The organism is Mycobacterium bulgaricum, from assembly GCF_041287165.2.
In the GTDB taxonomy this organism is placed as follows: domain Bacteria; phylum Actinomycetota; class Actinomycetes; order Mycobacteriales; family Mycobacteriaceae; genus Mycobacterium; species Mycobacterium bulgaricum.
In genome coordinates this window covers 20,763-46,323 of the sequence record NZ_JBGGKV020000005.1, presented here as the reverse complement: position 1 = coordinate 46,323, position 25,561 = coordinate 20,763, and the positions used below count along the sequence as shown (strand labels likewise).

At 66.8% G+C, this 25,561-nt stretch carries 25 protein-coding genes and 2 tRNA genes; 10 read left to right on the top strand and 17 right to left on the bottom strand.

All coding sequences use genetic code 11. The features are described from left to right. Positions 1-342: 342 nt before the first annotated feature. From ACAG24_RS15480 to ACAG24_RS15465, 4 genes are all read left to right on the top strand, one after another. Positions 343-1,242 (top strand): GGDEF domain-containing protein, encoded by a 900-nt coding sequence (locus tag ACAG24_RS15480; RefSeq protein WP_370473818.1) that lies wholly within the window; start codon positions 343-345, stop codon positions 1,240-1,242. Positions 1,243-1,357: 115 nt separating this feature from the next. Continuing rightward, positions 1,358-2,668, top strand: coding sequence for a glycosyltransferase (locus ACAG24_RS15475; RefSeq protein WP_370473819.1), 1,311 nt, complete (start codon positions 1,358-1,360; stop codon positions 2,666-2,668). 11 nt (positions 2,669-2,679) lie between these two features. Beyond that, positions 2,680-4,026 (top strand): nucleotide disphospho-sugar-binding domain-containing protein, encoded by a 1,347-nt coding sequence (locus ACAG24_RS15470; protein WP_370473820.1) that lies wholly within the window; start codon positions 2,680-2,682, stop codon positions 4,024-4,026. Next, positions 4,023-4,190 (top strand): hypothetical protein, encoded by a 168-nt coding sequence (locus ACAG24_RS15465; RefSeq protein WP_370473821.1) that lies wholly within the window; start codon positions 4,023-4,025, stop codon positions 4,188-4,190. Before ACAG24_RS15470 ends, ACAG24_RS15465 begins: the two co-directional genes overlap by 4 nt. A 13-nt stretch (positions 4,191-4,203) precedes the next feature. On the opposite strand, the gene clpX is transcribed toward ACAG24_RS15465, so the two are convergent. Next, on the bottom strand, positions 4,204-5,484 hold the full coding sequence (gene clpX / locus ACAG24_RS15460; protein WP_270720617.1) for an ATP-dependent Clp protease ATP-binding subunit ClpX: 1,281 nt from the start codon (positions 5,482-5,484) through the stop codon (positions 4,204-4,206). A 411-nt stretch (positions 5,485-5,895) separates the two neighbouring features. Next, positions 5,896-6,165: a hypothetical protein gene (locus tag ACAG24_RS15455; protein ID WP_370473822.1), complete on the bottom strand. Its 270-nt coding sequence runs from the start codon at positions 6,163-6,165 to the stop codon at positions 5,896-5,898. Between the two features lie 133 nt (positions 6,166-6,298). On the opposite strand from ACAG24_RS15455, the gene ACAG24_RS15450 reads away from it, so the two are divergent. Next, entirely contained in the window at positions 6,299-6,739 is a 441-nt protein-coding gene (locus tag ACAG24_RS15450; RefSeq protein ID WP_370473823.1) for a TIGR03618 family F420-dependent PPOX class oxidoreductase, read from the top strand. A gap of 6 nt (positions 6,740-6,745) precedes the next feature. Here the strand turns inward: ACAG24_RS15450 and ACAG24_RS15445 are convergent, their stop codons facing one another. The 4 genes from ACAG24_RS15445 to ACAG24_RS15430 all read right to left on the bottom strand — a co-directional run bounded on the left by ACAG24_RS15445 (position 6,746) and on the right by ACAG24_RS15430 (position 9,734). Then, positions 6,746-7,417: an ATP-dependent Clp protease proteolytic subunit gene (locus tag ACAG24_RS15445; protein ID WP_370473824.1), complete on the bottom strand. Its 672-nt coding sequence runs from the start codon at positions 7,415-7,417 to the stop codon at positions 6,746-6,748. Continuing rightward, on the bottom strand, positions 7,414-8,085 hold the full coding sequence (locus ACAG24_RS15440; protein WP_370473825.1) for an ATP-dependent Clp protease proteolytic subunit: 672 nt from the start codon (positions 8,083-8,085) through the stop codon (positions 7,414-7,416). Before ACAG24_RS15440 ends, ACAG24_RS15445 begins: the two co-directional genes overlap by 4 nt. Before the next feature lie 54 nt (positions 8,086-8,139). Beyond that, positions 8,140-9,606 carry a trigger factor gene (gene tig, locus ACAG24_RS15435; protein ID WP_370473826.1) on the bottom strand — a complete coding sequence of 489 codons (1,467 nt, stop codon included), beginning with the start codon at positions 9,604-9,606 and terminating at the stop codon, positions 8,140-8,142. Positions 9,607-9,657: 51 nt separating this feature from the next. Beyond that, a tRNA-Pro gene (locus ACAG24_RS15430) sits at positions 9,658-9,734 on the bottom strand. 136 nt (positions 9,735-9,870) lie between these two features. On the opposite strand from ACAG24_RS15430, the gene ACAG24_RS15425 reads away from it, so the two are divergent. Together ACAG24_RS15425 and ACAG24_RS15420 are read left to right on the top strand one after the other, a co-directional pair. Next, positions 9,871-9,941: transfer RNA gene (locus ACAG24_RS15425), tRNA-Gly, on the top strand. Between the two features lie 204 nt (positions 9,942-10,145). Further along, positions 10,146-10,793: a hypothetical protein gene (locus ACAG24_RS15420; RefSeq protein ID WP_370473827.1), complete on the top strand. Its 648-nt coding sequence runs from the start codon at positions 10,146-10,148 to the stop codon at positions 10,791-10,793. A gap of 42 nt (positions 10,794-10,835) precedes the next feature. Here ACAG24_RS15420 and ACAG24_RS15415 read toward each other — a convergent pair whose 3' ends face one another. Beyond that, entirely contained in the window at positions 10,836-12,854 is a 2,019-nt protein-coding gene (locus ACAG24_RS15415) for an Ig-like domain-containing protein (protein ID WP_370473828.1), read from the bottom strand. Positions 12,855-13,211: 357 nt separating this feature from the next. Here ACAG24_RS15415 and ACAG24_RS15410 point away from each other — a divergent pair, with 357 nt between their 5' ends. Further along, complete coding sequence (locus tag ACAG24_RS15410) at positions 13,212-14,048, top strand: DUF1542 domain-containing protein (protein WP_370473829.1); 837 nt, start codon at positions 13,212-13,214, stop codon at positions 14,046-14,048. Between the two features lie 3 nt (positions 14,049-14,051). On the opposite strand, the gene ACAG24_RS15405 is transcribed toward ACAG24_RS15410, so the two are convergent. The 7 genes from ACAG24_RS15405 to ACAG24_RS15375 form a co-directional block, all read right to left on the bottom strand. After that, positions 14,052-15,740 carry a cation:proton antiporter gene (locus tag ACAG24_RS15405; protein ID WP_370473830.1) on the bottom strand — a complete coding sequence of 563 codons (1,689 nt, stop codon included), beginning with the start codon at positions 15,738-15,740 and terminating at the stop codon, positions 14,052-14,054. A 49-nt stretch (positions 15,741-15,789) separates the two neighbouring features. Continuing rightward, positions 15,790-16,590 carry an Fpg/Nei family DNA glycosylase gene (locus ACAG24_RS15400; RefSeq protein WP_370473831.1) on the bottom strand — a complete coding sequence of 267 codons (801 nt, stop codon included), beginning with the start codon at positions 16,588-16,590 and terminating at the stop codon, positions 15,790-15,792. A 136-nt stretch (positions 16,591-16,726) separates the two neighbouring features. Beyond that, the gene (locus ACAG24_RS15395; RefSeq protein WP_370473832.1) at positions 16,727-17,200 is read right to left on the bottom strand and encodes a ribose-5-phosphate isomerase; all 474 of its coding nucleotides are present in this window, start codon (positions 17,198-17,200) and stop codon (positions 16,727-16,729) included. Between the two features lie 181 nt (positions 17,201-17,381). Beyond that, entirely contained in the window at positions 17,382-18,335 is a 954-nt protein-coding gene (locus ACAG24_RS15390) for an isopenicillin N synthase family dioxygenase (RefSeq protein ID WP_370473833.1), read from the bottom strand. After that, a complete protein-coding gene (locus ACAG24_RS15385) occupies positions 18,332-18,775 on the bottom strand; it encodes a nucleoside deaminase (protein WP_370473834.1) in 444 nt (147 codons plus the stop codon). Before ACAG24_RS15385 ends, ACAG24_RS15390 begins: the two co-directional genes overlap by 4 nt. After that, entirely contained in the window at positions 18,772-20,169 is a 1,398-nt protein-coding gene (locus ACAG24_RS15380) for a purine-cytosine permease family protein (RefSeq protein ID WP_370473835.1), read from the bottom strand. Before ACAG24_RS15380 ends, ACAG24_RS15385 begins: the two co-directional genes overlap by 4 nt. 117 nt (positions 20,170-20,286) lie before the next feature. Beyond that, positions 20,287-20,907 (bottom strand): mycothiol-dependent nitroreductase Rv2466c family protein, encoded by a 621-nt coding sequence (locus tag ACAG24_RS15375; protein WP_370473836.1) that lies wholly within the window; start codon positions 20,905-20,907, stop codon positions 20,287-20,289. Between the two features lie 95 nt (positions 20,908-21,002). On the opposite strand from ACAG24_RS15375, the gene pepN reads away from it, so the two are divergent. Beyond that, positions 21,003-23,588 (top strand): aminopeptidase N, encoded by a 2,586-nt coding sequence (gene pepN / locus ACAG24_RS15370; RefSeq protein WP_370473837.1) that lies wholly within the window; start codon positions 21,003-21,005, stop codon positions 23,586-23,588. A gap of 76 nt (positions 23,589-23,664) precedes the next feature. Next, positions 23,665-24,057: an HNH endonuclease gene (locus ACAG24_RS15365; RefSeq protein ID WP_370473838.1), complete on the top strand. Its 393-nt coding sequence runs from the start codon at positions 23,665-23,667 to the stop codon at positions 24,055-24,057. Positions 24,058-24,076: 19 nt separating this feature from the next. Here ACAG24_RS15365 and ACAG24_RS15360 read toward each other — a convergent pair whose 3' ends face one another. From ACAG24_RS15360 to ACAG24_RS15350, 3 genes are read right to left on the bottom strand one after another with little or no spacing between them, the layout of a single operon-like run. Then, complete coding sequence (locus ACAG24_RS15360) at positions 24,077-24,553, bottom strand: DUF5130 domain-containing protein (RefSeq protein WP_370473839.1); 477 nt, start codon at positions 24,551-24,553, stop codon at positions 24,077-24,079. Then, the gene (gene ctaJ / locus ACAG24_RS15355; RefSeq protein WP_370473840.1) at positions 24,540-24,773 is read right to left on the bottom strand and encodes an aa3-type cytochrome oxidase subunit CtaJ; all 234 of its coding nucleotides are present in this window, start codon (positions 24,771-24,773) and stop codon (positions 24,540-24,542) included. The genes ACAG24_RS15360 and ctaJ overlap by 14 nt, the downstream gene beginning before the upstream one ends. Positions 24,774-24,798: 25 nt before the next feature. Beyond that, positions 24,799-25,458: an HNH endonuclease gene (locus ACAG24_RS15350; protein WP_370473873.1), complete on the bottom strand. Its 660-nt coding sequence runs from the start codon at positions 25,456-25,458 to the stop codon at positions 24,799-24,801. Between the last annotated feature and the right edge of the window lie 103 nt (positions 25,459-25,561).

Sequence of the window (25,561 nt, the reverse complement as noted above, 5' to 3'; positions counted from 1 at the left end):
GACGTGGGAGATGGAGCGATGGAATTCGCTTCAGATTGGTTAGCCTAAGGTCTTACCTGCAACGATGACGGATCCGACATCTCGGCCAGACGCGCCTTCGGCGTCCGATATTCTCCAGAATGTTTGCTGAATGGTGGAGAACATGTGAGCGCTTGGATCCTGCGAAGCTGGTGGGCAAACCCTGACAGCTACGACTGGCTCGTCAGATACCTGCACAGCCGGGGGCTGCAGAGGTTCACCCGTCATGTCGTACTGGTGACTGTCGCCTCGCTAGCCGCGGTGCCGATCGTCCTGACGCTCAGCCCTCAATCCACGACGTCCGTCGGCGCCAGAGGTGTGCTGGTGGTCGTTTCCCTCCTGTGTTTGGCACTTGTCGCGCTCTGGGCACGCCCCCGTTGGCCGTCGAAGCGGCAATCGCAGCTGTTCACGGTCGCTGCGATGGTGTGCCTCAGCGCCGCCTGCCTGGCTGACGCCCAACCTTTGGCGGGGCTGACCGGATGCGCCTCCTTCGCCGCCGTCGGCGGCTACATCGCCTTCTTCCATTCGGCCCGGCTCATGGTGCTCAACCTGTCGACCGCTCTGCTGACGATTGCCGTTCTGTCGGTTCGGCTTGCTGCAGAGGACACCCTGCTGGCAGCCTGCAAGTTCGTCGTGCTCGTAGTAGCTGTCGTATCGATCCCGTTCAGCCTGCAGACGCTGCTGCAGTTCGTCGGTCTCGATGTGCTCAATGCCGATGTCGACCCTCTCACCGGCCTGCTGAATCGGCGCGGACTCGAGCGAAGAATGAGCGAAGCGTTCACGGCAGCATCGCGATTCGGGGATCGGGGCATCACGGCAGTAATGATTGACCTGGATAATTTCAAGTCGATCAATGACTCCGCGGGGCATGCGGCAGGCGACGCCGTCCTCGTCGGAGTCGGTCAAACCCTGCTTACCGCCGTCCGACCATCAGCCACTGTGGCCCGTGTTGGCGGCGAAGAGTTCCTCGTCATCGACGACATCGATGCAGGCGGCGTGGTGGCGATGGCCGAACAGCTTCGGGCTGCGATAGCTGCAACCTCTCCGGCGATCACCGCCAGTATCGGCACCGCACATGCGAAAAGCGTCGATGCACGCACGACAGACCATGCGACCTTCGTCAAGTTCCTCGTCGCCGAGGCCGACAGGCAGATGTACATTGCCAAGCGCGGCGGAGGCGACCGGAGTTCCCATGCGGTGGTGACCCTGCCGCCCCTTGCCTGACGCCGCTCATCTGCATCCATGGTCTTCGCGCAAGCGCTCATCTACCGCCGATCTCCACGCAATCTCCACCCAAGCTCCAAGCCCCCACACCCGTCCTGCGGCGAGTATCGACGCCATGCCAGAGATCCTCATCGCCTCCTGCCCTCCCATCGGACACATCGGACCACTGCTGAACGTGGCACGCGGACTCGTCACGCGCGGCGACCGCGTCACCGTCCTCACCAGCGCCCGTCACGCCGACAAGATCCGGGCCGTCGGTGCGCACCCGCGTGCCCTGCCCTTCGGCGCGGACTACGACGACTCCAGCTTCGACGCCGACCTTCCCGGCCGCGCCGAGACGTCGGGTATCGCGCGCATCAACTTCGATGTCGAGCACGTCTTCGTCCGGCCCATGCCCCATCAGTTCAGTGCGATACAGGAACTGTTGGCCGCCAATGACTTCGACGCCATCATCACCGATGCCTTTTTCCTCGGCACACTTCCGCTGCTGCTCGGCACATCGGCGCAGCGGCCCCCAATCCTGTCCTACTGCACCACCCCGCTGTTCCTGTCCAGCAAGGACACCGCACCCGGCGGACCCGGCATCACCCCGATGCCCGGCCCGATCGGACGGCTCCGCAACCGCCTGCTGACATTGGCCGCGCACAAGGTGATGCTGCGGCCGGCCCACCGCGCCGCCGTCCGCATGCTCGAAGCGATGGGGCTGCCGAAACTGCCTGTGTTCGTGCTGGACTGTGCGGCGTTGGCCGATCGCGTCATCGTTCCGACGATCCCCCAGTTCGAATACCGCCGCAGCGACTTGCCCAGCCACGTGCGGTTCGTCGGAGCCGTGAACCCGCTGCCCAGTGACAACTTCATCGCCCCGTCGTGGTGGGGCGAACTGCACGACGGCCGCCCCGTCGTGCACGTCACGCAGGGCACCATCGACAACGCCGACCTCACCCGTCTGATCGAACCGACCATCGAAGCGCTTGCCGGCGAGAATGTCACCGTCATCGTCACCACCGGCGGCCGACCGGTGACCCAGATCGCAACGCCGTTGCCCGCCAATGTGTTTGTTGCCGAGTACATCCCGCACGACGTGCTTCTCCCCCTCGTGGACGTGATGGTCACCAACGGCGGATACGGCGCCGTACAGCGTGCCCTCTCGGAGGGAGTGCCTATGGTCGTCGCCGGGCAGACCGAGGACAAACCGGAGGTGGCCGCCCGCGTCGAATACTTCGGTGCCGGAGTGAATCTGCGCACAGGGACGCCCACACCGGCGCAGGTGCGCCGCGCCGTCCGCCTCGTATTGGACGACGCGACATACCGCGCCAACGCCCGTCGACTGCGAAGTGCCTACGCCGCATGCGACAGCGTCACCGAGATCGCCACCGTCGTCGACGAGGCCATCGCCGACACAACGCCTCGGCTGCAAACGGTCTGAGAGGGACGCGGATGGCCTCCATCTTGATCGCCGCGCTGTCACCGGTCGGTCATGCCGAGCCGCTGCTCGCGGTCGCCGAAGATCTGGTGAACCGCGGTGACCGCGTTACCGTGATGACCGGGCCCGCTCACGCTCGCGCTGTGCGAGCGGTGGGCGCTGCGCATCACGTGCTGCCACCGGCCGCGGACCTCGACGACGCCCCGTTCGATGCCGAAAAGCGGGCCGCCCATTCCGGCATCGACGCGCTCAGCCAGGCCGTCATCCGGCTCTTCCTGAGGCCGATGCCCCACCAGATGACCGAACTGTGCAACGCGCTGGCCGATCGGCATTACGACGCGATGATTGTCGACTACGGATTCTTCGGCGTGCTGCCGCTGATCCTCGGCAGCTGGGGCGGCGTCCCGCCGCTGCTGTCCTTCACGCCCACTCCCCTTCTGCTGTCGAGCCGCGACACGGCTCCGACCGGGATGGCGTTGCCGCCCGCCAGGACAATTGCCCGCCGTGCCGCATATCGGGCCCTGACTCTGCTGTCGCAGAAAGTGTTGCTGCGCAACGCACAACACGTCGCCGACCGAATGTTGAGAGCGTGCGGCGCGAAGCCGCTGCCGGTACCTCTACTGGATATGGGGTTGCTCGCAGATCGTTTGATCGTGCCGACGGTGCCGAGCTTCGAATATCCGCGCAGTGACCTGCCGCGCCACGTGCGCTTCGTGGGTGCGGTCCGGCCGCGGGCCTGCGACACATTCGTGCAACCGGCGTGGTGGCACACTCTCGACGGTGACCGCCCGGTCGTCCACGTCACCCAGGGCACCGTCGACAATCGCGACCTCTCGCGGCTCATCGAACCCACCATCATCGCGCTCGCCGACAGCGACGCCATCGTGGTGGCCAGCACCGGCGGCCGGGATCCGAGGACCCTACGGATTCCGATCCCGGACAACACCTATGTCGCCGAACACGTCCCGCATGACCGCCTGCTGCCCAAGGTCGACGTGATGGTCACCAACGGTGGCTACGGCGCCGTACAGCGTGCCCTCGCGTCCGGCGTGCCAATCGTGGTCGCGGGCAGCACCGAGGACAAGCCGGAAGTCGCGGCCCGCGTCGAATGGGCCGGTGCGGGGATCAACCTCAAGACCGGCACGCCGTCGCCGGCGCACGTGAGGTCGGCGGTCGCCCGGATCCGCACCGACGACCGCTATCTGCGCAACGCGCGTCGACTGGAGGCGGCGTTCGCGCGCAGGGACGGCGTCGCCGAGATCGCGGCACTGGTCGACGAAGTCATCTGCGAACGGTCCGTGCGGTCGCGTAGTCCGCTACGCACGACGCCCGATCTCGCGAGCAGAAGACTCGAATCATGATCGACGAACTGCAATTCATCGCCGTTGCCGCCTTCCTGCTGTGGGGCCTCGCCAGCGCGGTGTGCGATGCGTGGCTGCCCGACGACAGCGCCTGCATCGGACGCAAATGCACTGAGGGCCGTCAGTCCGATCAGACTGAACAGCCCTCAGTGCACACCCGGTGATGGGGTCTCGGCGCTAGGCGCTCTTGTCGCGACGCTCGGTGCGCGACGGCTTGCGCGGCACGATCGTCGGCAGCACGTTGTCCTGGACGGTCTCCTTGGTGACGACCACCTTGGCGACATCGTCGCGGCTGGGGATGTCGTACATCACCGGCAGCAGAACTTCTTCCATGATGGCGCGCAGGCCGCGGGCACCGGTGCCCCGGTGGATGGCCTGATCGGCGATGGCTTCGAGCGCGTCGTCGGCGAACTCCAGCTCGACGCCGTCCATCTCGAACAGGCGGGTGTACTGCTTGACCAACGCGTTCTTCGGCTTGGACAGGATCTGAACCAGAGATTCCTTGTCCAGGTTCGTCACCGACGCGACAACCGGGAGGCGGCCGATGAACTCGGGGATCAGGCCGAACTTGATGAGGTCCTCGGGCATGACCTCGGCGAAGTGATCCTGGGTGTCGATCTCGGCCTTCGAATGCACCTCGGCGCCGAAGCCCAAGCCGCGCTTGCCGACTCGGTCGGAGACGATTTTCTCCAACCCCGCAAACGCACCGGCCACGATGAACAGGACATTCGTGGTGTCGATCTGGATGAACTCCTGGTGCGGGTGCTTGCGGCCGCCCTGCGGGGGTACCGAGGCCTGGGTACCTTCCAGGATCTTCAGCAGCGCCTGCTGGACGCCCTCACCGGAGACGTCGCGGGTGATCGACGGGTTCTCGCTCTTGCGGGCGATCTTGTCGACCTCGTCGATGTAGATGATGCCGGTCTCGGCGCGCTTGACGTCGTAATCAGCGGCCTGGATCAGCTTGAGCAGAATGTTTTCGACATCCTCGCCGACGTAGCCGGCTTCGGTCAGCGCGGTGGCGTCGGCGATTGCGAACGGCACGTTCAGCATCTTGGCCAGCGTCTGCGCGAGGTAGGTCTTGCCGCAGCCGGTCGGGCCGAGCATCAAGATGTTGGACTTGGCCAGCTCGACGGGTTCAGAACGCGAGTCACGGGACTTCTCGCCCGCCTGGATGCGCTTGTAGTGGTTGTAGACCGCGACGGCCAGCGTGCGCTTGGCAGTGTCCTGGCCGATGACGTATCCCTCGAGGAAGTCGCGGATCTCCGCCGGCTTGGGCAACTCGTCGAGCTTGACGTCGTCAGCGTCGGCGAGCTCCTCCTCGATGATCTCGTTGCACAGGTCGATGCATTCGTCGCAGATGTAGACGCCCGGTCCGGCGATGAGCTTCTTCACCTGCTTTTGGCTCTTACCGCAGAACGAGCACTTCAGCAGGTCGCCGCCATCTCCAATGCGTGCCATGGTGCTGGGGTCCTACTTCCTGTAGCTGTCGATACCTGTCGTTGCGTGCCGTCCGTACCGGGCACCGGGAACCGAAAGTGTGTAGCCCCGACGCTACCCGCTGTTTCCGTCGCCGTGCGACCGATAAAGCCGAATAGCGTCGGTGGTATTCACATGTAGTTGCGACAACATATCGCCTGATTCGTCCCCAACGGCCGCGGAACGCGCCACCGTGTCTCTGGCGTGTCGCCGCCGTTACCCGACCGAGAGTACCTGTCCGGCGGAAACGTAAACGGCAAGTGTCCGGCCGACGTCCCAAGAGCGCTGTCGCGCGGTCGTGAGGCGGCCGCGACGTGGGCTTTTCGCCACCTTCGGAGCTCTTCGCCCTCAGCGCACCGGCAACCGTCGTCGCGGCGCGTGTCGACTCGTGCGTCAGCGCGGCCCGGGGCCGAGCGGCCCAGGGCCGACCGGTCCGGGACCGACGGGACCGGGCCCCACCGGTCCGACGACGCCGCCCGCGCCGACAGGGCCAGCCGGCCCGACTACCGGATTCACCCCGTACGGCAGGCAGCGCACCGCGACCGGATTCCAGTACGTGCCCGCCGGGCAGACGGGCTCCTGGGCCTGGGCGACCCCTAGCTGGAACATCGCCCCGGCGGCCGTGCCGATAAGTGCAATCGCTGCCGTCTTCCGCATCTCCATGAGGTACCCCCTAGCTCGGCCGCGGTCGCCCGGCAAACTGACGACCTCGTGGAATATCAGCCTGACACGGGCGAACGCCAGGGGAACCTGCTTTCGCAGCATTAGCCTGCCCAGCCCGCCGTAGTCTGCGGTCATGACCACGCTGACCGACGCGTTCGCCTTGGCTGAAAACGACAACGGCCTGGCGGTGGTGTCGACGCTGCGGGCGGATCTCACCATTCAGTCGTCGCTCGTCAACGCCGGACCACTCGCCCACCCGTCCACCGGACAGGAGGTGCTCGGCTTCGTCACCTACGGCAAGGTCAAGCTGGCCAATTTGCGAGCACGGCCCCAGGTTGCGCTGACCTTCAGAAAGGGTTGGCAGTGGGCAGCCGTGGAGGGCCGCGCCGAACTGGCCGGCCCCGATGACCCCCAGCAGTGGCTCGGACCCGACGCGCTGGCTCCGTTGCTTCGCGAGATCTTCACCGCGGCAGGCGGAACGCACGACAACTGGGACGAGTACGACGCGACGATGCGCGAACAGCGGCGCACCGCCGTCCTCGTCACACCGACGAGGATCTACAGCAACGGCTGAGTCGGGTCAGCCCTTCTGCGCCGAGAGCTTGCGGTACTCGAGCACCGTGTCGATGATCCCGTAGTCCTTGGCCGCCTCGGCGGTCAGGATCTTGTCGCGGTCGGTGTCCTTGCGGATCACGTCGGCCGGCTTGCCGGTGTGGCGCGACAGGGTCTCCTCCATCAGCGTGCGCATGCGCTCGATCTCGGCGGCCTGGATCTCGAGGTCCGAGAACTGACCCTGGATCACCCCGCCCAGCGCGGGCTGGTGGATGAGGACGCGGGCGTTCGGCAGCGCCAGGCGCTTGCCGGGGGTGCCCGCGGCCAGCAGCACGGCCGCAGCCGACGCGGCTTGACCCAGGCACACCGTCTGGATGTCGGCGCGCACGTACTGCATGGTGTCGTAGATCGCCATCAGCGACGTGAACGAGCCACCGGGCGAGTTGATGTACATCGTGATGTCACGGTCGGGATCCAGCGATTCGAGCACCAGCAGCTGAGCCATGATGTCGTTGGCCGACGCGTCGTCCACCTGCACGCCGAGGAAGATGATGCGCTCCTCGAACAGCTTGTTGTACGGGTTGGACTCTTTGACGCCGAAGCTCGAGTGCTCGATGAACGACGGCAGGATGTAGCGCGCCTGTGGCTGCACGCGGGCGTCCAGGCTCGGGTGGATTGACGAAGAGATTTTGTCGGTCATTTGTCGAGTCCTGCTCCTGGTCCGTCGCCGTTGAAGTTGACGTTGGTGATGATGTGGTCGACGAAGCCGTACTCCAGCGCTTCCTGAGCGGTGAACCAGCGGTCGCGATCGGAGTCGGCCTCGATGCGCTCGATGGTCTGCCCGGTGAACTCCGCGTTGAGGCGGAACATCTCCTTCTTGATGACGGCGAACTGCTCTGCCTGGATGGCGATGTCCGCGGCGCCGCCCGTGATGCCGCCGAGGGGCTGGTGCATCAGGATTCGCGCGTGCGGCAGCGCATGGCGCTTGCCCTTGGTGCCTGCGGCGAGCAGGAACTCACCCATCGAGGCGGCCATGCCCATCGCGTAGGTCGCGACATCGCACGGGGCGAGCACCATCGTGTCGTAGATCGCCATACCGGCGCTGATCGAGCCGCCGGGCGAGTTGATGTAGAGGTGGATGTCCTTGGTCGGATCCTCGGCCGAGAGCAGCAGGATCTGGGCGCACAGCCGGTTGGCGATGTCGTCGTCGACCTGGGAGCCCAGGAAGATGATCCGCTCGGCCAGCAACCGCTCATATACCGAGTCGACAAGGTTGAGGCCCGAAGAGGCGCCACGCATGTCAGTCACGACTGGATACCTGCTTTCTTGTTTTACTTCCGACGCGGAGACCGGTCTTACGAATGACACTAACGAACCCGCGCCGCCGGGGAGTCCCCAGACGGCGCGCGTTCGCTCAGAGCGTCACTTCGTGTCGTCGGCCTTGTCGTCTGCTTCATCGACGACTTCGCCCTCGACACTGGCCTCGACACCGCCCTCGACCATGGCATCATCGCCGCCTTCATCGCCCTCACCGGTCGCTCCGGCGTCGGCCGCGGCAGCCTGCTCGCCGGACGGTCCGAAGAATTCGGTGGTGTCGATCTCGGTGCCGTCGGTGTCGGTGACGGTCGCGCCGAACACGACCGCGGCCACGGTCAGGCCCCGTCGCACGTCGGCGAACATGGCGGGCAGCTGATTGTTCTGCTGCAACATCTGCAGCAGCTGCTGCGGCTCCAGGCCGTACTGGCGCGACATCAGCACGAGTCGTTCGGTGATGTCGTTCTGGCCGACCTGGATCTCGAGTTTGTCGGCGATGGCGTCCATCAGCAGCTGGGTCTTGATCGCCTTCTCGGCGTTGGTGCGGTTGTCGGCGTCGAACTCTTCGCGACTGCTGCCCTGCTCCTTGAGCGTCTCGGCGAACTTGTCCTCGTCGTGGTCGAGACCGTGGATCGCGTTGTGCAGCGTGTCGTCGACCTGCGCCTGCACCACGGCCTCGGGCAGCGGAATCTCGGTCTGCTCGAGAAGCACCTCGATGGCCTTGTCGCGGATCGCCTCGGCCTGCTGGACCGTCTTGACCCGGCTGACCTTCTCGCGCAGGTCGGCCTTCAATTCGTCGATGGTGTCGAATTCGCTTGCCAGCTGGGCGAAGTCGTCGTCCAGCTCCGGCAGCTCGCGCACCTTGACCGACTTGACGGTGACGGTGACCTCGGCCTCCTGGCCGGCGTGCTCACCCGCGACCAGCGTGGTGGTGAAAGTCTTGGACTCGTCGTCCTTGAGACCGATGATCGCCTCGTCGAGGCCCTCGATCAGCTGACCGGAACCGATCTCGTGCGAGAGGCCCTCGGTCTTGGCTTCGGGCACGTCCTTGCCGTCGACGGTCGCCGACAGGTCGATGGATACGAAATCGCCGTTCTCGGCGGGCCGGTCGGCGCCGGTGAGGGTTCCGAAGCGCTTCTGCAGCGCCTCGATCTCGGCATCGACATCCTCGTCGGTGACCGTCACGGGGTCGACGGTGATCTTCAGGGTCTTGAGGTCGGGCAGGTCGATCTCGGGACGAACGTCGACCTCGGCGGTGAAAACCAGCTCCTCGTTGTCTTCGAGCTTGGTGACCTCGATCTCGGGCTGGCCGATCGGCTGCAGCGACTCCGAGGTGATGGCCTCGCTGTAGCGGGCGGGCAGCGCGTCGTTGACGACCTGCTCGAGCACCGCGCCGCGGCCGACGCGGGCCTCCAGCAGCTTGCGGGGTGCCTTGCCGGGGCGGAAGCCGGGGAGACGGATCTGCTTGGCCAGCTGCTTGAACGCCTTGTCGATATCGGGTTCGAGCTCCGCGAAGGGCACCTCCACGTTGATGCGAACCCGGGTGGGGCTCAACTTCTCGACGGTGCTCTTCACGATTGGTGCTCCTCTTATTGCTTCTATGTTGGTGGTGCAGGGGGGTCGTGCTGGTCGGGGTGACAGGATTTGAACCTGCGGCCTTCCGCTCCCAAAGCGGATGCGCTACCAAGCTGCGCTACACCCCGGTCATCGCCGCAACGCGCATGCGCGCAGCATTGGACCACCGGCGATCCTACGGCCTGGCCACACCGAACCATCAATTGGATTTGAGTTAGGTGGGACCGGTACAGTCTGCCGGTACTCTCACGTAGTGCAGCACACGCGGGCGTAGCTCAATGGTAGAGCCCTAGTCTTCCAAACTAGCTACGCGGGTTCGATTCCCGTCGCCCGCTCCGAAGGAATCAGCGTAAGGGCCGCGAACAACTGTTCGCGGCCCTTTTCGCGCGGCCGATTTCGCGTCGACTACGCCAGCGAGCTGCCGTTTGCGACGTCAAAGACAGGTAGTGCACTACCCAATCCGTTCGGCCGTGCGGCTCTTACGTTGATCGCAGCTGGGGGGACCAGCCGCTGAAACCAACGTTCGAAGGATGATTCACATGGCTACCAAGGCCGACTTCTGGAAACTGACTCCGCTGCCGATCGCGGTGGCTGCAATCGCGACCGCCATACCGGCGCCGGCCGTTGCCGCGCCGCTGCCCTACGGCCCGGACACGTGCATCTCGGGGCTGGTGTGGCGGGAAGCGCGCGCCGGTGACACCGTCTGTGTCACACCGGCTTTCCGCCAACGCACGGCGCTCGAGAACTCCACCCCCGGCGCCAACAAGAACCCGAACGCGGGGTCCGGGCCGGAGTCCTGCTCGCAGGGCTATGTCTGGCGCGAGGCGTTCGACGGCGACACCATCTGCGTGACACCGGACATCCGCGCCGAGAACAAGGCGGCCAACGCGAACGCGCAGGCCAACTACCAGCGCAACCAACCCGGCGCCGGAGGAGCCGACGTGGTCTTCGAAGTCACCGGTGGCGGCACCGTCTACAGCATCAACACCGACCCGGATCAGGGAACCGCACCCGAGGACACCGCAGCGCCGTGGTCGAGGAGGGCGACGGTCGCGCCGGATGTCCATCTGCTCCAGGTCGTCGTCGTGACCAAGACCGGGATGCAGGGCTGCCGCATCTCCATAGACGGCCGCGTCGTCGTCGAGCAGCCCCCGGGGATGGCCGCGCACTGCATCTACAACCGGTGACACCGCGCAGTCCGTAGGTCGCCGTGATTGGCGCGCGGCGACCTACGGGCCTGTCAGGCTCCTCGTCCCGGCCTTGCCCGCCTGCCCGTTCGTGCCGTTGAATCCCGCCTGTCCGGCCGTGCCCCGGACACCGTTCTTCCCGCCTGCGCCTCCGCGGTTGCGCCATGCACCCGATGCGTTACCGCCTCGGCCACCCCGACCGGCGCTTCCGCCGTTGCCGCCATTGCCGCCGAAGCCGCCTGTACCCGCTGTCCCGCCTGTTCCGGGCGTTCCGTTGACCCCGGAGTTGCCGCCCGCGCCGCCGCTACCGCCGACTCCACCGTTGCCCCCGCGGCCGCCATGGCCACCGTGGCCCCCGTGTCCCCCGTTGCCGCCATAGGCGTAGTTGTTCCTGCGGTTCTGGCGGGCCGTACTGGCGTATCCACCGTTGCCGCCGTGACCGGCGTTCCCGCCCGCCCCGCCGAAGCCGCCGTTGCCTCCGATCCCGCCGTTTCCGCCGCTGCCTCCGTTGCCGAAGTTCACCCCGCCGTTCCCGCCCCGGCCGCCACTGCCGGCCCGGCTCCCGTCCTGGGCGCGGCCGCCGTTGGTGGCGCTGGTTCCGTTGCCGCCGTTGCCGCCACGCACGTTGCTGCCCGCCCTGCCGCGCACGCTCTGTCCGTTGCGGGCACTGACGCCGTTCCGACCGACAGTGCCGTTACCACCATTGGTGCCCACGCCGCCACGGCCGCCGTTGCCGCCGTTGCCGTAGAACACGGCGTCACCGCCGCGGCCCCCGTCGGCGCTCGATCCGCCGTTGCCGCCGTTGCCGCCGCTTCCGAAGATTCCCCCGTTGCCGCCGTTGCCACCGACCTTGCCGGCGTAGCCGCCGCTGTTGAATCCATGGCCGCCGTTGCCCGCCAACCAGCCGCCGTCTTCGCCGTTGACCCGCCAGTAGTTGCCGTTGCCGCCGTTGCCGAACATCTCGCGCCCCGCGGGGTTCTGGCTCGCTGCGACGATCGCGGTGATGATCCCCGAATCCTGCGCTGCAGCGCGGATCTGCGTCGCGCTCATACCTGTCAATCGTTGAATCCGGTCGACGATGGCCGGGTCGCGCAGCAGAGCCCTCGCCTGGTCCGGCGTCAAAGCCGCTGCGGCAACGGCATTCTGGCCACCGCCTGCGTCAGGCACCGCCGCGGACCGTCCGGTGCTCGCGGCATCCGCCGCTGCTTCGACGAAACTGATCGCCGGGGCTGGGCCGAGGTGAACGGACACGGTGGCCGTGGTGACGCCGGTCCTGCTGAGCAATCGGAAACCGAGGTCGCGCGCGGTCACGGTGAAGGTGTCGGTGCCGATGAAATTCGGGTCGTCGGGCACGTACGTGAACGTGCCATCGGCGCCGATCGTGACCTGCCCGTGCGCCGCAAGCTGATCGAGCCTGAACCGCAGTGGGTCGCCGTCGGGATCTGTCGCTCCGAGGCCACCCCTCCAGGTACCGCCTTCGACGGCAGCGGGGGCCGACGGCGCGAACGTCGGCCGCCCGTTGGTGAAAGCGCCCTGGACTTCTCGGCGCCACCACTGCAGGAAGGCGGCGAGCGCTGCCTGGCCGCCACCGACGGGCGCCGGTGTGGGGCCGGCCTGCGGCGGCTCGGCCGTCGCCTGCCCCCTCTGGGACACCTCGACCGTCGTCGTGGCGGAGGTCTGCGGATCTTCGTCGCCGACATCGTCGACGGCTTCGTCAGCGGCGTCGGCCTCGTCGGCAGCGGTTTCGGGGAGCGGTTCGTCGTCACTCGCGTCGGACTCGCGGGAGCTGTTCGTCGGCGCCTCACGGTCGCCCGCGTCGCTGCCCGACTCGTCCTGCGAGTCCGCCTGTGCCGCAGTGTTTCTCGTCACGGATTCACGGTCGTCGTCGGATCCGCGGGCATGTTTGGCGCGGGCGGGGCCGGCATCGGAGGAGGCCGAGGACGACGAGGTGCTGGACGCTTCGTCAGCCCAGGCCACCGCGGTGTTGCTTGCTATGGCCGCGCCGACTCCCAGCGCCACAGCGAGAGCACCCACCCGGCCGACGTTTGCGGCATAACTCATTGACCCCCCTAGGCCTTCGGCTCGCAAGCAAAGTCCTTACGACACAACTGTTGACGTCCTCGCCGCCCCTGATGCATTGCGGCGCTTAACCGCTTCGCCGCCGCACGATGGGGAAGAGGAACACGTTGACGAGACATTCATATCAGTCAGCAAATATTGACTGAGGCGCAATTCGAAGATTTGGCGGTACCAGTTTTGATTGCCCCGCCCGCCGGCCACCGGTGAGACCACCAGCGACCGAGGCGTGGCGTTCTCGCTCGAAGGCCTACTCGGCGCAGACCACGGGCCAGATGCGGTCGGGTGCATGCTCCCTCGACGCCCAGGGTTCTCACGGTTTCTGTCGGTACGCTGTGAACCATGAATGGCGCTTTGATCGTCCTCATCCTGTTGGTCGTCGCGGCGATCGGTATCGCCGTGTACGCGTCGTCCAAAGCCACGGGCAAGCGCAACGCGGCGTCGCTGGCCGATGCCAAAGCCGATGCGCGCCGCGTCATCGAGCGCCTCGGCGGTCAGGTCTTCGCCCTCTCCGGGACCGACGATGCGTCCAAGCAGGCACTCGCCGACGCGTCGGAGCGCTACACGGCTGCCTCCTCGCAGATCGACCAGGCCACCACGGCCAAGCAAGCCGAGCTCGCCAAGGAAAGCGCGATGGAAGGCCTTTACTACGTGCGCGCCGCGCGTACCGCGATGGGGATGGACCCGGGCCCGGAGCTCGAGTCGCTGTCGGGTCAGCGGTCGGCGGGCACCGTGACCGAGGATCGTCGCGTCAACTTCGAGGGCCGCGAGATCGAGGCGTCACCGACACCGTCGGAACGCACCCCGAACTACTACCCCGGCGGGCGCGTCGCGGGTCGACCCGTGCCTGCTGGGTGGTACTCGGAGCCGTGGTGGAAGCCGGCGCTGGTGGCGGGCGCGTGGGGTCTGGGCTCGGCACTGTTGTTCAGCACCATGTTCTCCGGGATGGCCGGTGTCGGGTATGACGCGCAGGCATTCGAGAACGGCTACGGCGACGGGTTCCAGGACGGGCTGGATCAGGGCCAGCTCGATGGCGCAGGCGATGCCGGCGGCGGCGATTGGGGCGGCGGTGACGCCGGCGGCGGTGACTGGGGTGGCGGCGGCTGGGATTCCGGCGGCGGCGACTTCGGCGGCGGCGACTGGGGCGGCGGCGGCGACTTCGGCGGCTTCGACTTCTAGAACCTAGAAGCGACTCTCCAGCCGCGCGGACACACCCGCCTCCTGCAGGTCCAGCCGCTCCAGCATGGCCCGGACCGCTTCGTCGTCGATTCGGCCCGCGTCACGTTCACCGATGAGCGCCAGCCGCTGCGCGGCGAGCACATCGCGGTACAGCTGAGCGAACACCTCGGCGCGCAGCGTATGGGCTTCGGGATCGGGCATCTCGTCGGCGTCCTGGGAATGGCGCTCCACGATGCCCCGGATCTCGGCGAGCACCCGCAGGTCCAGTCCTGCGGGAGGGTTCGCCCGGAAGTCGGCGAGCACGACGTCGGCGGCCTCATGCACCACCCGTTCTGCCTTTTCGGTCTCGCCCAGCGTTTCTGCCTGATCCGCGTCCGCCGACACGTTGAGCTTGCGGATCAGCAGCGGCAACGTCCACCCCTGCAGCAGCAGGGTGCCGACGCTCACGACGAACGCGATGGCCTGGATGGAGGCGCGTTCGGGGAACGGTTCTCCGGACGCCGTCGTCACCGGAATCGCCGCTGCCGCAGCCAAAGTCACCACGCCGCGCATCCCCGTCCACGAGACGACCACGTTCTCCTGCCAGCTCAGCGCGCGGTTGCCGGTGCGCGGACGCCGATTACCGCGCGACGGGTCCCGGCGCCGCACGCCCAGTGCGCCCCGGCCGCCACCCTCGGGAATCGGCACACTCAACCGTTTCTCGACCTGGTTCGCCAGCTTCTTGCGGCCGAACATCGCGAACACCGACACAGGGCGAATCACCAGCACGATGAGGAGCACGACCAGTGAGGCGACGGCGACCTGCGCGAGCGACTCGTGCGCCTCGCGCAAATCTTCCAGCACGAAGCGCAGATGCAGGCCGATGTAGGCGAAGACGAACGCCTCGAGCAGAACGTCCACGGAGTTCCACACGTACCGTTCCTGTAGCCGGGTCTGGTAGCCGGCGTCCACCGTGCCGGTGCCGACGACGAACCCCGCCACCACGACGGCGAGGACGCCGGATGCGTGCATCTCCTCGGCGAGAATGAACGCCGCGAACGGCACCATGAGTCCCTGCACTGTCTCCAGCGCCGGGTTGGCCAGCCGACGACGGATCCACAGCGTGATGTAGCCCAGCGCTGCGCCGACCACCGGACCGAGGATCGCGCTGTAGGTGAACAGCAGCAGAGGGTTTTCGATGAAGGTGTGACTGCCTGCAACATGCGCCACCGCCACCGAGAACAGCGCGAGTGCGGCCGCGTCGTTGATCAGGCTCTCGCCGGTCAGGATCGACATGACCCGCTTGGGCAGTCCCAGCTTGCGGCCGACGGCCACGGCGGTGACGGCATCAGGTGGGGCGACGATCGCGCCGAGCACCAGCGCGGTCGCGAACGTCAGCGGGACGAACACGAGCCAGGACGACACCGCGGCCACCGTGAAGGCGGTGACGACCACCAACCCGACGCCGAGGCCGAGGATCGGTTTGATGTTGCGCAGGAATGTCGGGAACGAGAAGTCGAGTGCGGCCGAGTACAGCAGCGGTGGCAGGACGACCGACAGCAGGATGTGTGAATCCAGCTCGGGCGCCTCGAATCCGGGCACAAACGACACGGCGATGCCGACGACGACGATGATGAGCGCGGGTTCGAGTCCGCGACGATGCGCCATCGCGGTGACGACGATCGCGCCGACGACGACCAGAATCAGTTCCACGCGCGGATTCTCCCGACTCTTTCTGAAGATGTCCCGCTGACACCCCCGGCTAGGCCTGGCAGGTCGGGCACCAGAACAGGTTGCGACCTTCCATGACCTCGGTCCGGATGGTCGTGCCGCAGATCCGGCACGGGTCCCCCGCCCGGCGGTACACGTAGGTGCGAGGACGCCGCGGTGCGTACGAGGGCATGCCGTGGTCGTCTTCCGGGCGAAGGGTGATGATCCGGCCGCGCCGCACACCGACGTTCATCAACTCGACGAGGTCCGTCCACGCTTCCCCGAATTCGCTTTCGAGCATCCGCGTCCCGGGTCGGTGGGGGTTGAGGCGGTGGCGGTAGAGCAGCTCGTTGCGATAGACGTTACCGATGCCGGCGATGACCTTCTGGTCCATCAGTAGCGCGCCGATCACCCTGCGGGACTTGCTGATCCGTTCCCACGCCGCCGTTGGGTCGGCGTCCTTGCGCAACGGATCAGGGCCGAGCCGGGCCAGGATCTCCGAGACTTGCGCTTCGTCGATGACCTCGCATGCCGTCGGCCCGCGCAGATCCGTCCCCTTCTGCGTGCCGACGATGCGCATGCGCACCTGCCCGACCGGTTCCGGCACGCCCGCGTCGACATCGAATTCGGTGAACTTGCCGTAGAGCCCCAGGTGGACGTGAACGATGCGGCCGCCCGAATAGTGGTGGAAGAGGTGCTTGCCCCAGGCGCTGGCCCGATCGAAGACGTGGCCGTTGATGGCGTCGGCTCCGTCGATGAACCGGCCCTGTGGGCTGCTGACGGCGACCTGCTGGTGGCGGAAGATCTTCTGATGGCGCCGGGCGAGTCGGTGAACGGTATGTCCTTCGGGCATCCCCCAAGTCTGCGATACCGCGCCCGCGGCAAGGGCGGCCGGCCAGCTGCCGTAATGACTGACGTCGGCGCCTTCGGCGGATCCGTCACATCGTAGCGAGGCGTTCGTCGACTCCTAAAGGGTCGGCCTCGCCGGCTCAGGCGCCGGGAACAGGCGGTGCCACGTGGCTTTTCTCATACTCGGCGAGGATGTCGATCCGGCGCTGGTGCCGCGGAGCTTCCGACCACTTGGCGCTCAGGAACGCATCGACGATCGCGAGCGCTTCCTCGGTCGAGTGCATACGACCACCGATCCCGATCAGTTGCGCGTTGTTGTGCTCCCGGGCAAGCGTCGCGGTCTCGGTACTCCACGCCAGCGCGCACCGGGCACCCGGCACCTTGTTAGCTGCGATCTGCTCACCGTTGCCCGACCCGCCCAGGACGATGCCGAGGCTGCCGGGATCGGCCACCGTCTTCTCGGCAGCGGCGATGCAGAACGCCGGGTAGTCGTCCTCGGCGTCATAGGTGTACGCACCGCAGTCGATCGGTTCGTGCCCGGCCGTCGCGAGGTGGTCGATGATGGTCTGCTTGAACTCGAACCCGGCGTGGTCGGCCCCTACGTAGACGCGCATGGCGCTTACCCTAGCCGCCCCCTTGCACCGCGAGCGCGCGTGTCTGCCCGGGGACGCGCCGCCATCAGCGCGCAGTTTCGTCACCCTCGCCGAGCACTCGCTCAGCCGCCCCAGCCAGCTCGTCGGCTCAGCCGACCCCAGCCAGCTCGTCGGCTCAGCCGACCCCAGCCAGCTCGTCGGCTCAGCCGACGGTGATCGCGTCGAGTCGCTCTTTGATGAAGTCCCCGCACGTGACCGGGTCGAGCCCCGACACCTTGCCGACCGGCGGGTCCAGCGGCGTGACGAGCGCGTCGTGGTTGGCTTCGTAGAAATAGATCAAGGACACGAGGTCCTCCTCGGGGGCCTGCGGCTGCGGCGGCAGGACCCGGTGCCGCCCCGACGGCCAGCGGCGGCCGCTCCAGTACTCCAACAGATCTCCGATGTTCACCGTCAAGGCCGAGGGGTCGTACGGCGCGTCCTGCCAGCCGGCCTCTTCCGAGTGGACCTGCAACCCGCCCGCACCGAGTTCGCGATCGAGGATCGTGACGGTGCCGAAATCGGTGTGCGGGCCGATACGGAACTGGCCCTCCTCCGGTTCTCCGACGATGCTGACCGGCGGGTAGTGGTTGATGTTCAACGTCCACGTCGGCATGCTTGCCATTTCCGCGAAGGGATTGGCCGGCAACTTCAGTGCGTACGCGAACAACGCCAAGAGCTCGTCGGCCACCCGGCGCATCTGCGCGGTGTACTCGCCCACCAACCGTTGCAGCGCAGGCACTTCGGACGGCCACACATTGGGCGCGAACCAGATGCGATCCACGTCGGGGTCACCGGTCGCTGTCTCCGCTCCCAGGCTGAAACTCTCCTTGAGATCGGGCGGCGTCTCCGTGCCTTCGGCGTAACCGTTGGCCTCGGCGCCGGGTCCGATCCACCCATGACCACCCACCGGCACCGAGTATCGCGCTTTGACGTGCTCGGGCAGCGCGAAGAACTGGCGCGCCGCCGCTCTCACATCACGAGCGAGCGACGGGTCCACACCGTGTCCGCGCACCAGAATGAAGCCGGCGCGCTGAAGACCCGCGTCGACCTCGGCGGCGACCGTGTCAGCCCCTGCACCACCGCCTCGCCAGAGCGAAAGGTCAACTGTCGTAATCATTCTCCGATATCCTCCGCCCACAGATCCGGATTCTTCTCGATGAAGTCCCGCATCAGCGTGACGCAGCGTTCGTCGTCGAGGACCGTGACCTCGACACCGTGCTCGGCGAGCCAGCCGTGCCCCCCGGTGAATGTCTGGCATTCGCCGATCACCACCGCACCGATGTTGAACTGGCGGACCAGCCCACTGCAGTACCAGCACGGCGAGAGCGTCGTGACCATCGTCGTCGAGCGATAGCCGCGCTGCCGCCCTGCGTTGCGGAACGCGTCGGTCTCGGCGTGGATCGACGGGTCGTCGAGCTGCACCCGCCGGTTGTGGCCGCTGCCCAGCAGTGTGCCGCCGGCCGAGAACAACGCGGCTCCGATCGGAATACCGCCCTCGGATAGTCCTTTTCGAGCCTCTTCGACCGCGACGTCGAGCATCTCCTGCAGTGTGGTCATACGGCCTTCTTCTGCGCGTCGATCCTGGACCGGCACAGAATCAGGTAGCTGCCGGCGGCAATGACGAAGCCGACGAAGAATCCGATGTCACCAAGATCGGGCAATGCCCGGACCACGTATCCCACGAACAGCTCCTGATTGCAGAACAGCACCAACGACACCACAAGGCCGATCAAGAACGACAGTAAACCCGGCCGGTTGGAATACGTCTTGTCATAGAGGAGTCCGTCCACGGGTTGCCCGCGGCGCAGGAACTGATCGGCGAACACCACACCGAGCCACGGTCCAACCCAGTAGGCGATGAGGAACAGGAAACTCTTGTAGCTGGTGGCGGCATCGGCCAGCGCCCACCATGCGACCAGGAAACCCGCCAGACCGAAAAACACCGTGGCCAGTGCCCGCGCGATATGGGCGGGCAGCTTGACGCCGGTCGTGACGAAGGCCATTCCGGCCGAATAGACATTGATTGCGTTGGCAGCGACCGCGCCGATCGCGATGGCCAGTAGCGTCGCCGCGGCCAGCCAACCCGGCAGCGAGCTGGTGAAGGCGTCGGTCGGGTTGTCGGTCACCGCGGCGGAGACGATCGTGACCGACGCGGCTCCGACGATCGCCAGGACGACGCAGGCCAGAAACAGGCCGGCCGCGGCGAACAGGCCGGTGCGCACTGCAGAGACGTCGCGAGGCAGGTAGCGGCTGAAGTCCGCGGCATACGGCGCCCAGCCCGCGACGTAGCCGAAGGTGGTGCCGACCGTCAGCAGGAAGCCGCCGACTCCTCCGACACCGCCGTCGAGTGCGGGGGCGCCCAGATCGGCTTCGGACATGATCAGCACCGAGGTGATGGCGAAGATGACCGCCAGCACCGGGAAGGCCAAGCGCTCGAACGCCTGAACCAGGTTGTGCCCGAAGAAGGCAAGCGCGGTTTGGACGGTCACCACCAGGACCAGGCCCAGGAGCGGCCCGATGCCGAACAGGGTCGACAGCGCGAACGCGGCGCTGATGCTGTTGGTCGCGAACCAGCCGACACCGGCGGTAATCGCCATCAGAGTCGAGGGCACGGCATTGCCCTTGTAGCCGAAGGAAAGCCGGCCCACCACCATCTGCGGAACGCCGAGTAGGGGTCCGCGCGCCGACAGGAAGAAATGCGCCAGCGCACCGAGTCCGGCTCCGACGACGATACCGCCGGCGGCCTGCCAGAAATTCATGCCGAAATAGGACACCGCCAGCACACCGAGAAAGATGGTGGCGAATTCCAGGTTCGGCGACGCCCAGGTCCACAACAGCTGGCTCGGTTTGCCGTGGCGATCCCCTTCAGCGATGTACTCGTTCCCACCGGGTTCCACCGCGACGATGCGGTCGCGGTAAGTGCCTTCGGTGGTCGGTTCGGCCACAGTCATCGGTACAACATCGCCCCGAACCTGGCGCGCCGCAACCGGAGTCAACGTGCCGGAAACAAACCGGTCCCCGGCGAGGTCACCGGCGACGGCGGCGCTGTGATCCCAGAGCCCGCGCGGTCAGTCGAACTGCGGTTGCTCGGTGCGAGAGCGCTTCAGCTCCCAGAAGTGGGGGTAGGACGCGAAGGTCACGGAGGCGTCCCACAGCTTGCCCGCCTCCTCACCGCGGGGGATCTTCGAGAGCACGGGACCGAAGAACGCGACACCGTTGACGTGGATCGTCGGGGTGCCGACGTCGTCACCCACGGCGTCCATGCCCTCGTGGTGGCTCTTGCGCAGCGCCTCGTCGTATTTGTCGGTGCCGGCTGCCTCTGCCAGCTCGGCGGGCAACCCCACCTCCTCGAGCGACTCCTTGATGACCTTCTCGAAGTTCGGATCGGTCTCGCGATAGCCCTGATTGTGGATGCGGGTTCCCATCGCCGTGTACAGCGGTCCCAAGACCTCGCGTCCTTTGAGTTCCTCGGCGGCGATGGCGACACGCACCGGCCCCCACGCCGTCTTCATCATCTCCTTGTACTCCTCGGGCAGATCGCGGCCCTCGTTGAGCACGGCCAGGCTCATCACCCGGAAATCGACGTCGATATCGCGCACCTTCTGCACCTCAAGGATCCAGCGCGACGTGATCCAGCACCACGGGCACAGCGGGTCGAACCAGAAACCGGCGACATCCTTCTCGGCCATCTACAGATCCTCTCGAAGCAGTGGGGACAGATATCCGTTCAGCACAACCATGCGCCGCCAGCCTGTGTTCCCGTTCACGGCTAGTGTTGACCAGCGTGGCACTCCCCAATCTGAACCGTGACCAGGCCGCCGAACGCGCCGCCCTCGTGACCGTGGACAGCTACCGCATCGCCCTCGACCTGACCGACGGCGCCGGCAAGCCGAGCGAGCGGACGTTCCGATCGGTGACGACCGTCGAATTCGATGCACTCGCCGGCTCCGACACCTACATCGACCTCGCCGCCGACAGGGTGCGCGGCGCCACCCTCAACGGCGTGGACATCGACGTCTCGGGCTACGACGAGTCGACCGGCATCCCCCTTGCCGGCCTCGCCGCGCACAACGTCCTGGTCGTCGACGCCGACTGTCTCTACTCGAACACCGGCGAGGGTCTGCACCGCTTCGTCGACCCCGTCGACGACGAGGTGTACCTGTACTCACAGTTCGAAACCGCCGACGCCAAGCGGATGTTCGCCTGTTTCGATCAACCCGATCTGAAGGCAGCCTTCGACGTCACGGTCATCGCGCCTGCGCACTGGGAAGTGATCTCCAACGGAGCCACCGCCGACGTCACCTGGGACGGCACCGCCAAGCACCACACGTTCAAGGCCACGCCGCGGATGAGCACCTACCTCGTGGCGCTCATCGCGGGCCCCTACGCCCGCTGGGACGACGTCTATTCCGACGATCACGGCGACATCCCCCTCGGCATCTTCTGCCGTAAGTCGCTTGGCGAGTACATGGACGCCGAGCGTCTCTTCACCGAGACCAAGCAGGGTTTTGGCTTCTACCACAACAACTTCGGCACCCCGTATGCGTTCGGAAAGTACGACCAGCTCTTCGTCCCGGAGTTCAATGCCGGCGCCATGGAGAATGCGGGCGCGGTGACGTTCCTGGAGGACTATGTCTTCCGCTCGAAGGTGACGCGCTACTCCTATGAACGCCGCGCAGAGACGGTGCTGCACGAGATGGCGCACATGTGGTTCGGCGACCTGGTCACCATGCAGTGGTGGGATGACCTGTGGCTCAACGAGTCCTTCGCGACGTTCGCGTCGGTGCTGTGCCAGGCGGAGGCGACCGAATACACGCAGGCGTGGACGACATTCGCCAACGTCGAGAAGTCGTGGGCCTACCGGCAGGACCAGTTGCCGTCCACGCATCCGGTTGCCGCCGACATCCCCGACCTGCACGCGGTAGAGGTGAATTTCGACGGCATCACCTACGCCAAAGGCGCCAGTGTCCTCAAGCAATTGGTCGCCTACGTCGGGCTGGAAGCGTTCCTGGCCGGCCTGCGTGACTACTTCCGCGACCATGCTTTCGGCAATGCCACCTTCGGCGACCTCCTGGGCGCGCTGGAGAAGTCGTCGGGGCGCGACCTGTCGGGGTGGGGCCGTCAGTGGCTCAAGACGACCGGCCTGAACACGCTGCGACCCGATTTCGACGTCGACGCCGACGGCGCGTTCACCCGGTTCGTCATCGACCAGGGCGGTGCGAAGCCCGGCGAGGGTGAGACGCGTGTGCACCGCCTCGCGGTCGGGATCTACGATGACGACGGCTCGGGAAAGCTGGTGCGCGTGCACCGCGAAGAGCTCGACATCGAGGGGTCTGCCACTGAAGTGCCTGCACTGCAAGGCGTTTCGCGCGGCAAACTGATTTTGCTCAACGACGACGACCTGACGTACTGTTCGCTGCGGCTCGACCCCGACTCGCTACAGACGGTGTTGACGCGAATCGCCGACATCGCCGAGCCGCTCCCCCGGACGCTGGCGTGGTCGGCGGCATGGGAGATGACGCGCGACGCCGAGCTGCGGGCCCGCGACTTCGTGGCGCTGGTGATCAGCGGGCTGCGCGCCGAGACGGAGGTGGGTGTCGCGCAGCGCCTGCTACTTCAGGCGCAGACGGCTCTGGGTTCCTATTCCGATCCGGGCTGGGCCGCAGAGAACGGCTGGCCCGCCTTCGGCGACGCGCTGCTCGATCTCGCGCGCGAATCGCAGCCGGGCTCAGACCACCAGCTGGCCTTCGTCAACGCGTTGTGCTCGTCAGTGCTGTCCCCCAACCACGTTGCGGTGCTGGAGACCCTCCTGGACAACGAGCCCGCGGCGGTGAATCTGGCCGGCCTGGTGATCGACACCGATCTGCGCTGGCGGATCGTGACCGCGCTCGCGCGCGCCGGCGTCATCGATGCCGACGGCACCGAAACCCCGTTCATCGATGCCGAAGCGGAGAACGACCGCACGGCGGCGGGCCGGCGTCAGGCGGCTGCTGCTGCGGCGGCACGGCCGCAGGCGGCGGTCAAGGACGGCGCGTGGGAACAGGTCGTCGAAGACGACACGCTGGCCAACATCACCGCTCGAGCGATCATCGGCGGCTTCGTACAGCCCGGCCAGGGCGAGGTCCTCGCGCCGTTCCGGGATCGCTACTTCGGCGCGATCTCCGGTGTGTGGGAGCGACGTTCGAGTGAGGTCGCGCAGACGGTCGTCATCGGCCTCTACCCGTCGTGGGAGATCAGCCAGGACGCCTTGAGCGCCGCAGACGCGTTCCTGGCCGATCCCGAGGTGCCGCCGGCGTTGCGCAGGCTGGTCCTCGAAGGCCGCGCCGGTGTGGAGCGCTCGCTGCGGGCCCGCGAATTCGATGTGAGTTGACCCCGGGTCCCACCCGTGGCACCGCGAGCGAGCGTGTCTGCTTCGCGACATGACGCTCGCGCCGCATGCTGGTGCCATGCCAGCCAACAACAGTCGTAAAGCCCGTGCCGCGCGCCGGCGACAGCGCCGGGTGGCGGCCGTCGTCAACGACCTCACCGAGGCACAGTGGGCGGCGCTGAAACTGGCATGGGAGGGGTGCGCCTACTGCGGCAGAACCACCGGGTCGATGCAGCGTGACTGCGTCATGGCGATCTCGCGCGGAGGGCGCTACACGATCGACAATGTCGTGCCCGCCTGCGGGGCCTGCAACGCCAGCAAGTGCAACGACGAAGTGACCGGCTGGCTGCGCCGCAAACGGCTGGACGAGCGACGTTTTCTGGAGCGTTACGTCCGCATCAGGGGCGAGCTGCTCGCTGCATCTGGCGAAACGGCCACCACGGCAGTCGAGGAGGCCCGACCACTACCGTGAAGGCGCTTTTGCGAAAGCGTCAGCGCGGCGAGACGCCCGCGGAGAGCACCCGCACGCCGCTGATCAGTCCGTCGATCAAGTTGCCCTCTTTGAACGACGCCGCAGCCGCGGACACACCCAGCGGGGCAGACTCCTCGATGCCGCGGCCCTTGACCGCAGCACCGTAGACGACCTCGATCGCCTTCTGGTCCGGAGAGACCGCGAGCAGCACGGCGTTGTCGGGCGTCGGAACCCTCGCCAGGATTTCGCGGGCGCGGGCCGCGGTGTCGACGCCGAGGTCACCGATGTACACGGCGAAACGCGCCTTCGCCGCCCGCGATCCGTACTTGAGCGCGTTGTCGAGGATCACCAGATCCTTGTTCGGGAACGGGTAGTGCACCGACAGCTCGCCGGGTTCGGTCACCCCCGAGATCCTGCCGCTGGCCGTGATGACCGACCCGTGGGGCAGCTCCGCCAGGTCCAGCGCGCCCGCCCTCGTCACTTCACCACTTGCCACTTGCGCCACCTCCGATGGTCACGTGCGAGCCATGGCCGCCGTGGCCGTGATCCGCCGGTTCGTCAGCCGCCCACAGGATGGGCTCGTGCGTCCAGTTGTCCGACATGACATAGGTCTTCGGGTGCGGACCCTTCTTGGAGTAGATGAACAGCGCCAGAACCGCGGCGAGAGCCAGCGGAACCAGCAAGAAGCTTGCGTGCACCAGAGCTGTCGAGTTCACGCCGAAACCGTATCCCACGGCCCGGTCAGGCCGCGCCCTCACCCAGGTATCGCACCCACGCCGGGTCGAGCTCCTTCACGCTCGACAGCAGGCGCCAGTGCTGCCCCTTCGGAGGCAACGGCGTCGTGTGCAGCGCCCACCCCAACTCGCTGAGCAGTTTGTCCGCTTTGCGGTGGTTACAGGACGAGCACGCGGCGACGCAGTTCTCCCACGAGTGGTCGCCGCCGCGGCTGCGCGGAATGACGTGGTCGACGGTGTCCGCCTTGGTTCCGCAGTACGCGCATCGGAACCTGTCGCGGTGCATGAGGGCTGCGCGGGTCATCGGGATCCGCGCCCGGTACGGCACGCGCACATAGGTGCGCAGCCGGATGACGGTGGGGACGACGATCGAGCGCGACGCCGAATGGATGACCGGGCCCACCGGGTCGTCGTGCACGACGTCGGCCTTGCCGCACATCAGCATGATCACCGCGCGGCGCAGAGGCAGGGCCGTCAACGGCTCGAAGGTCGAATTGAGGAGCAGTACCCGCCGGCGGCCCCAGATGGAGGGTTCCGGCACGGGCGGGTGTGTGTCCACGGCGGGGACCACGCTGTGCAGCGCGCGCGACGTAGTCGTCGTTGACCCGGTTGAGACCACCGCGGCCCGGTGATTCCGGTGGCCGCGTCCGTTCTTGCGCTGCGCCATACGTCCTCCGACCGACAGTCCACCACGGATCTCTTCTGATCGCATGGCAATTCCGGTCGTGTTCGCTGGTCAGTCCGATGAACTTCCGGTGTCCGAACTCGCC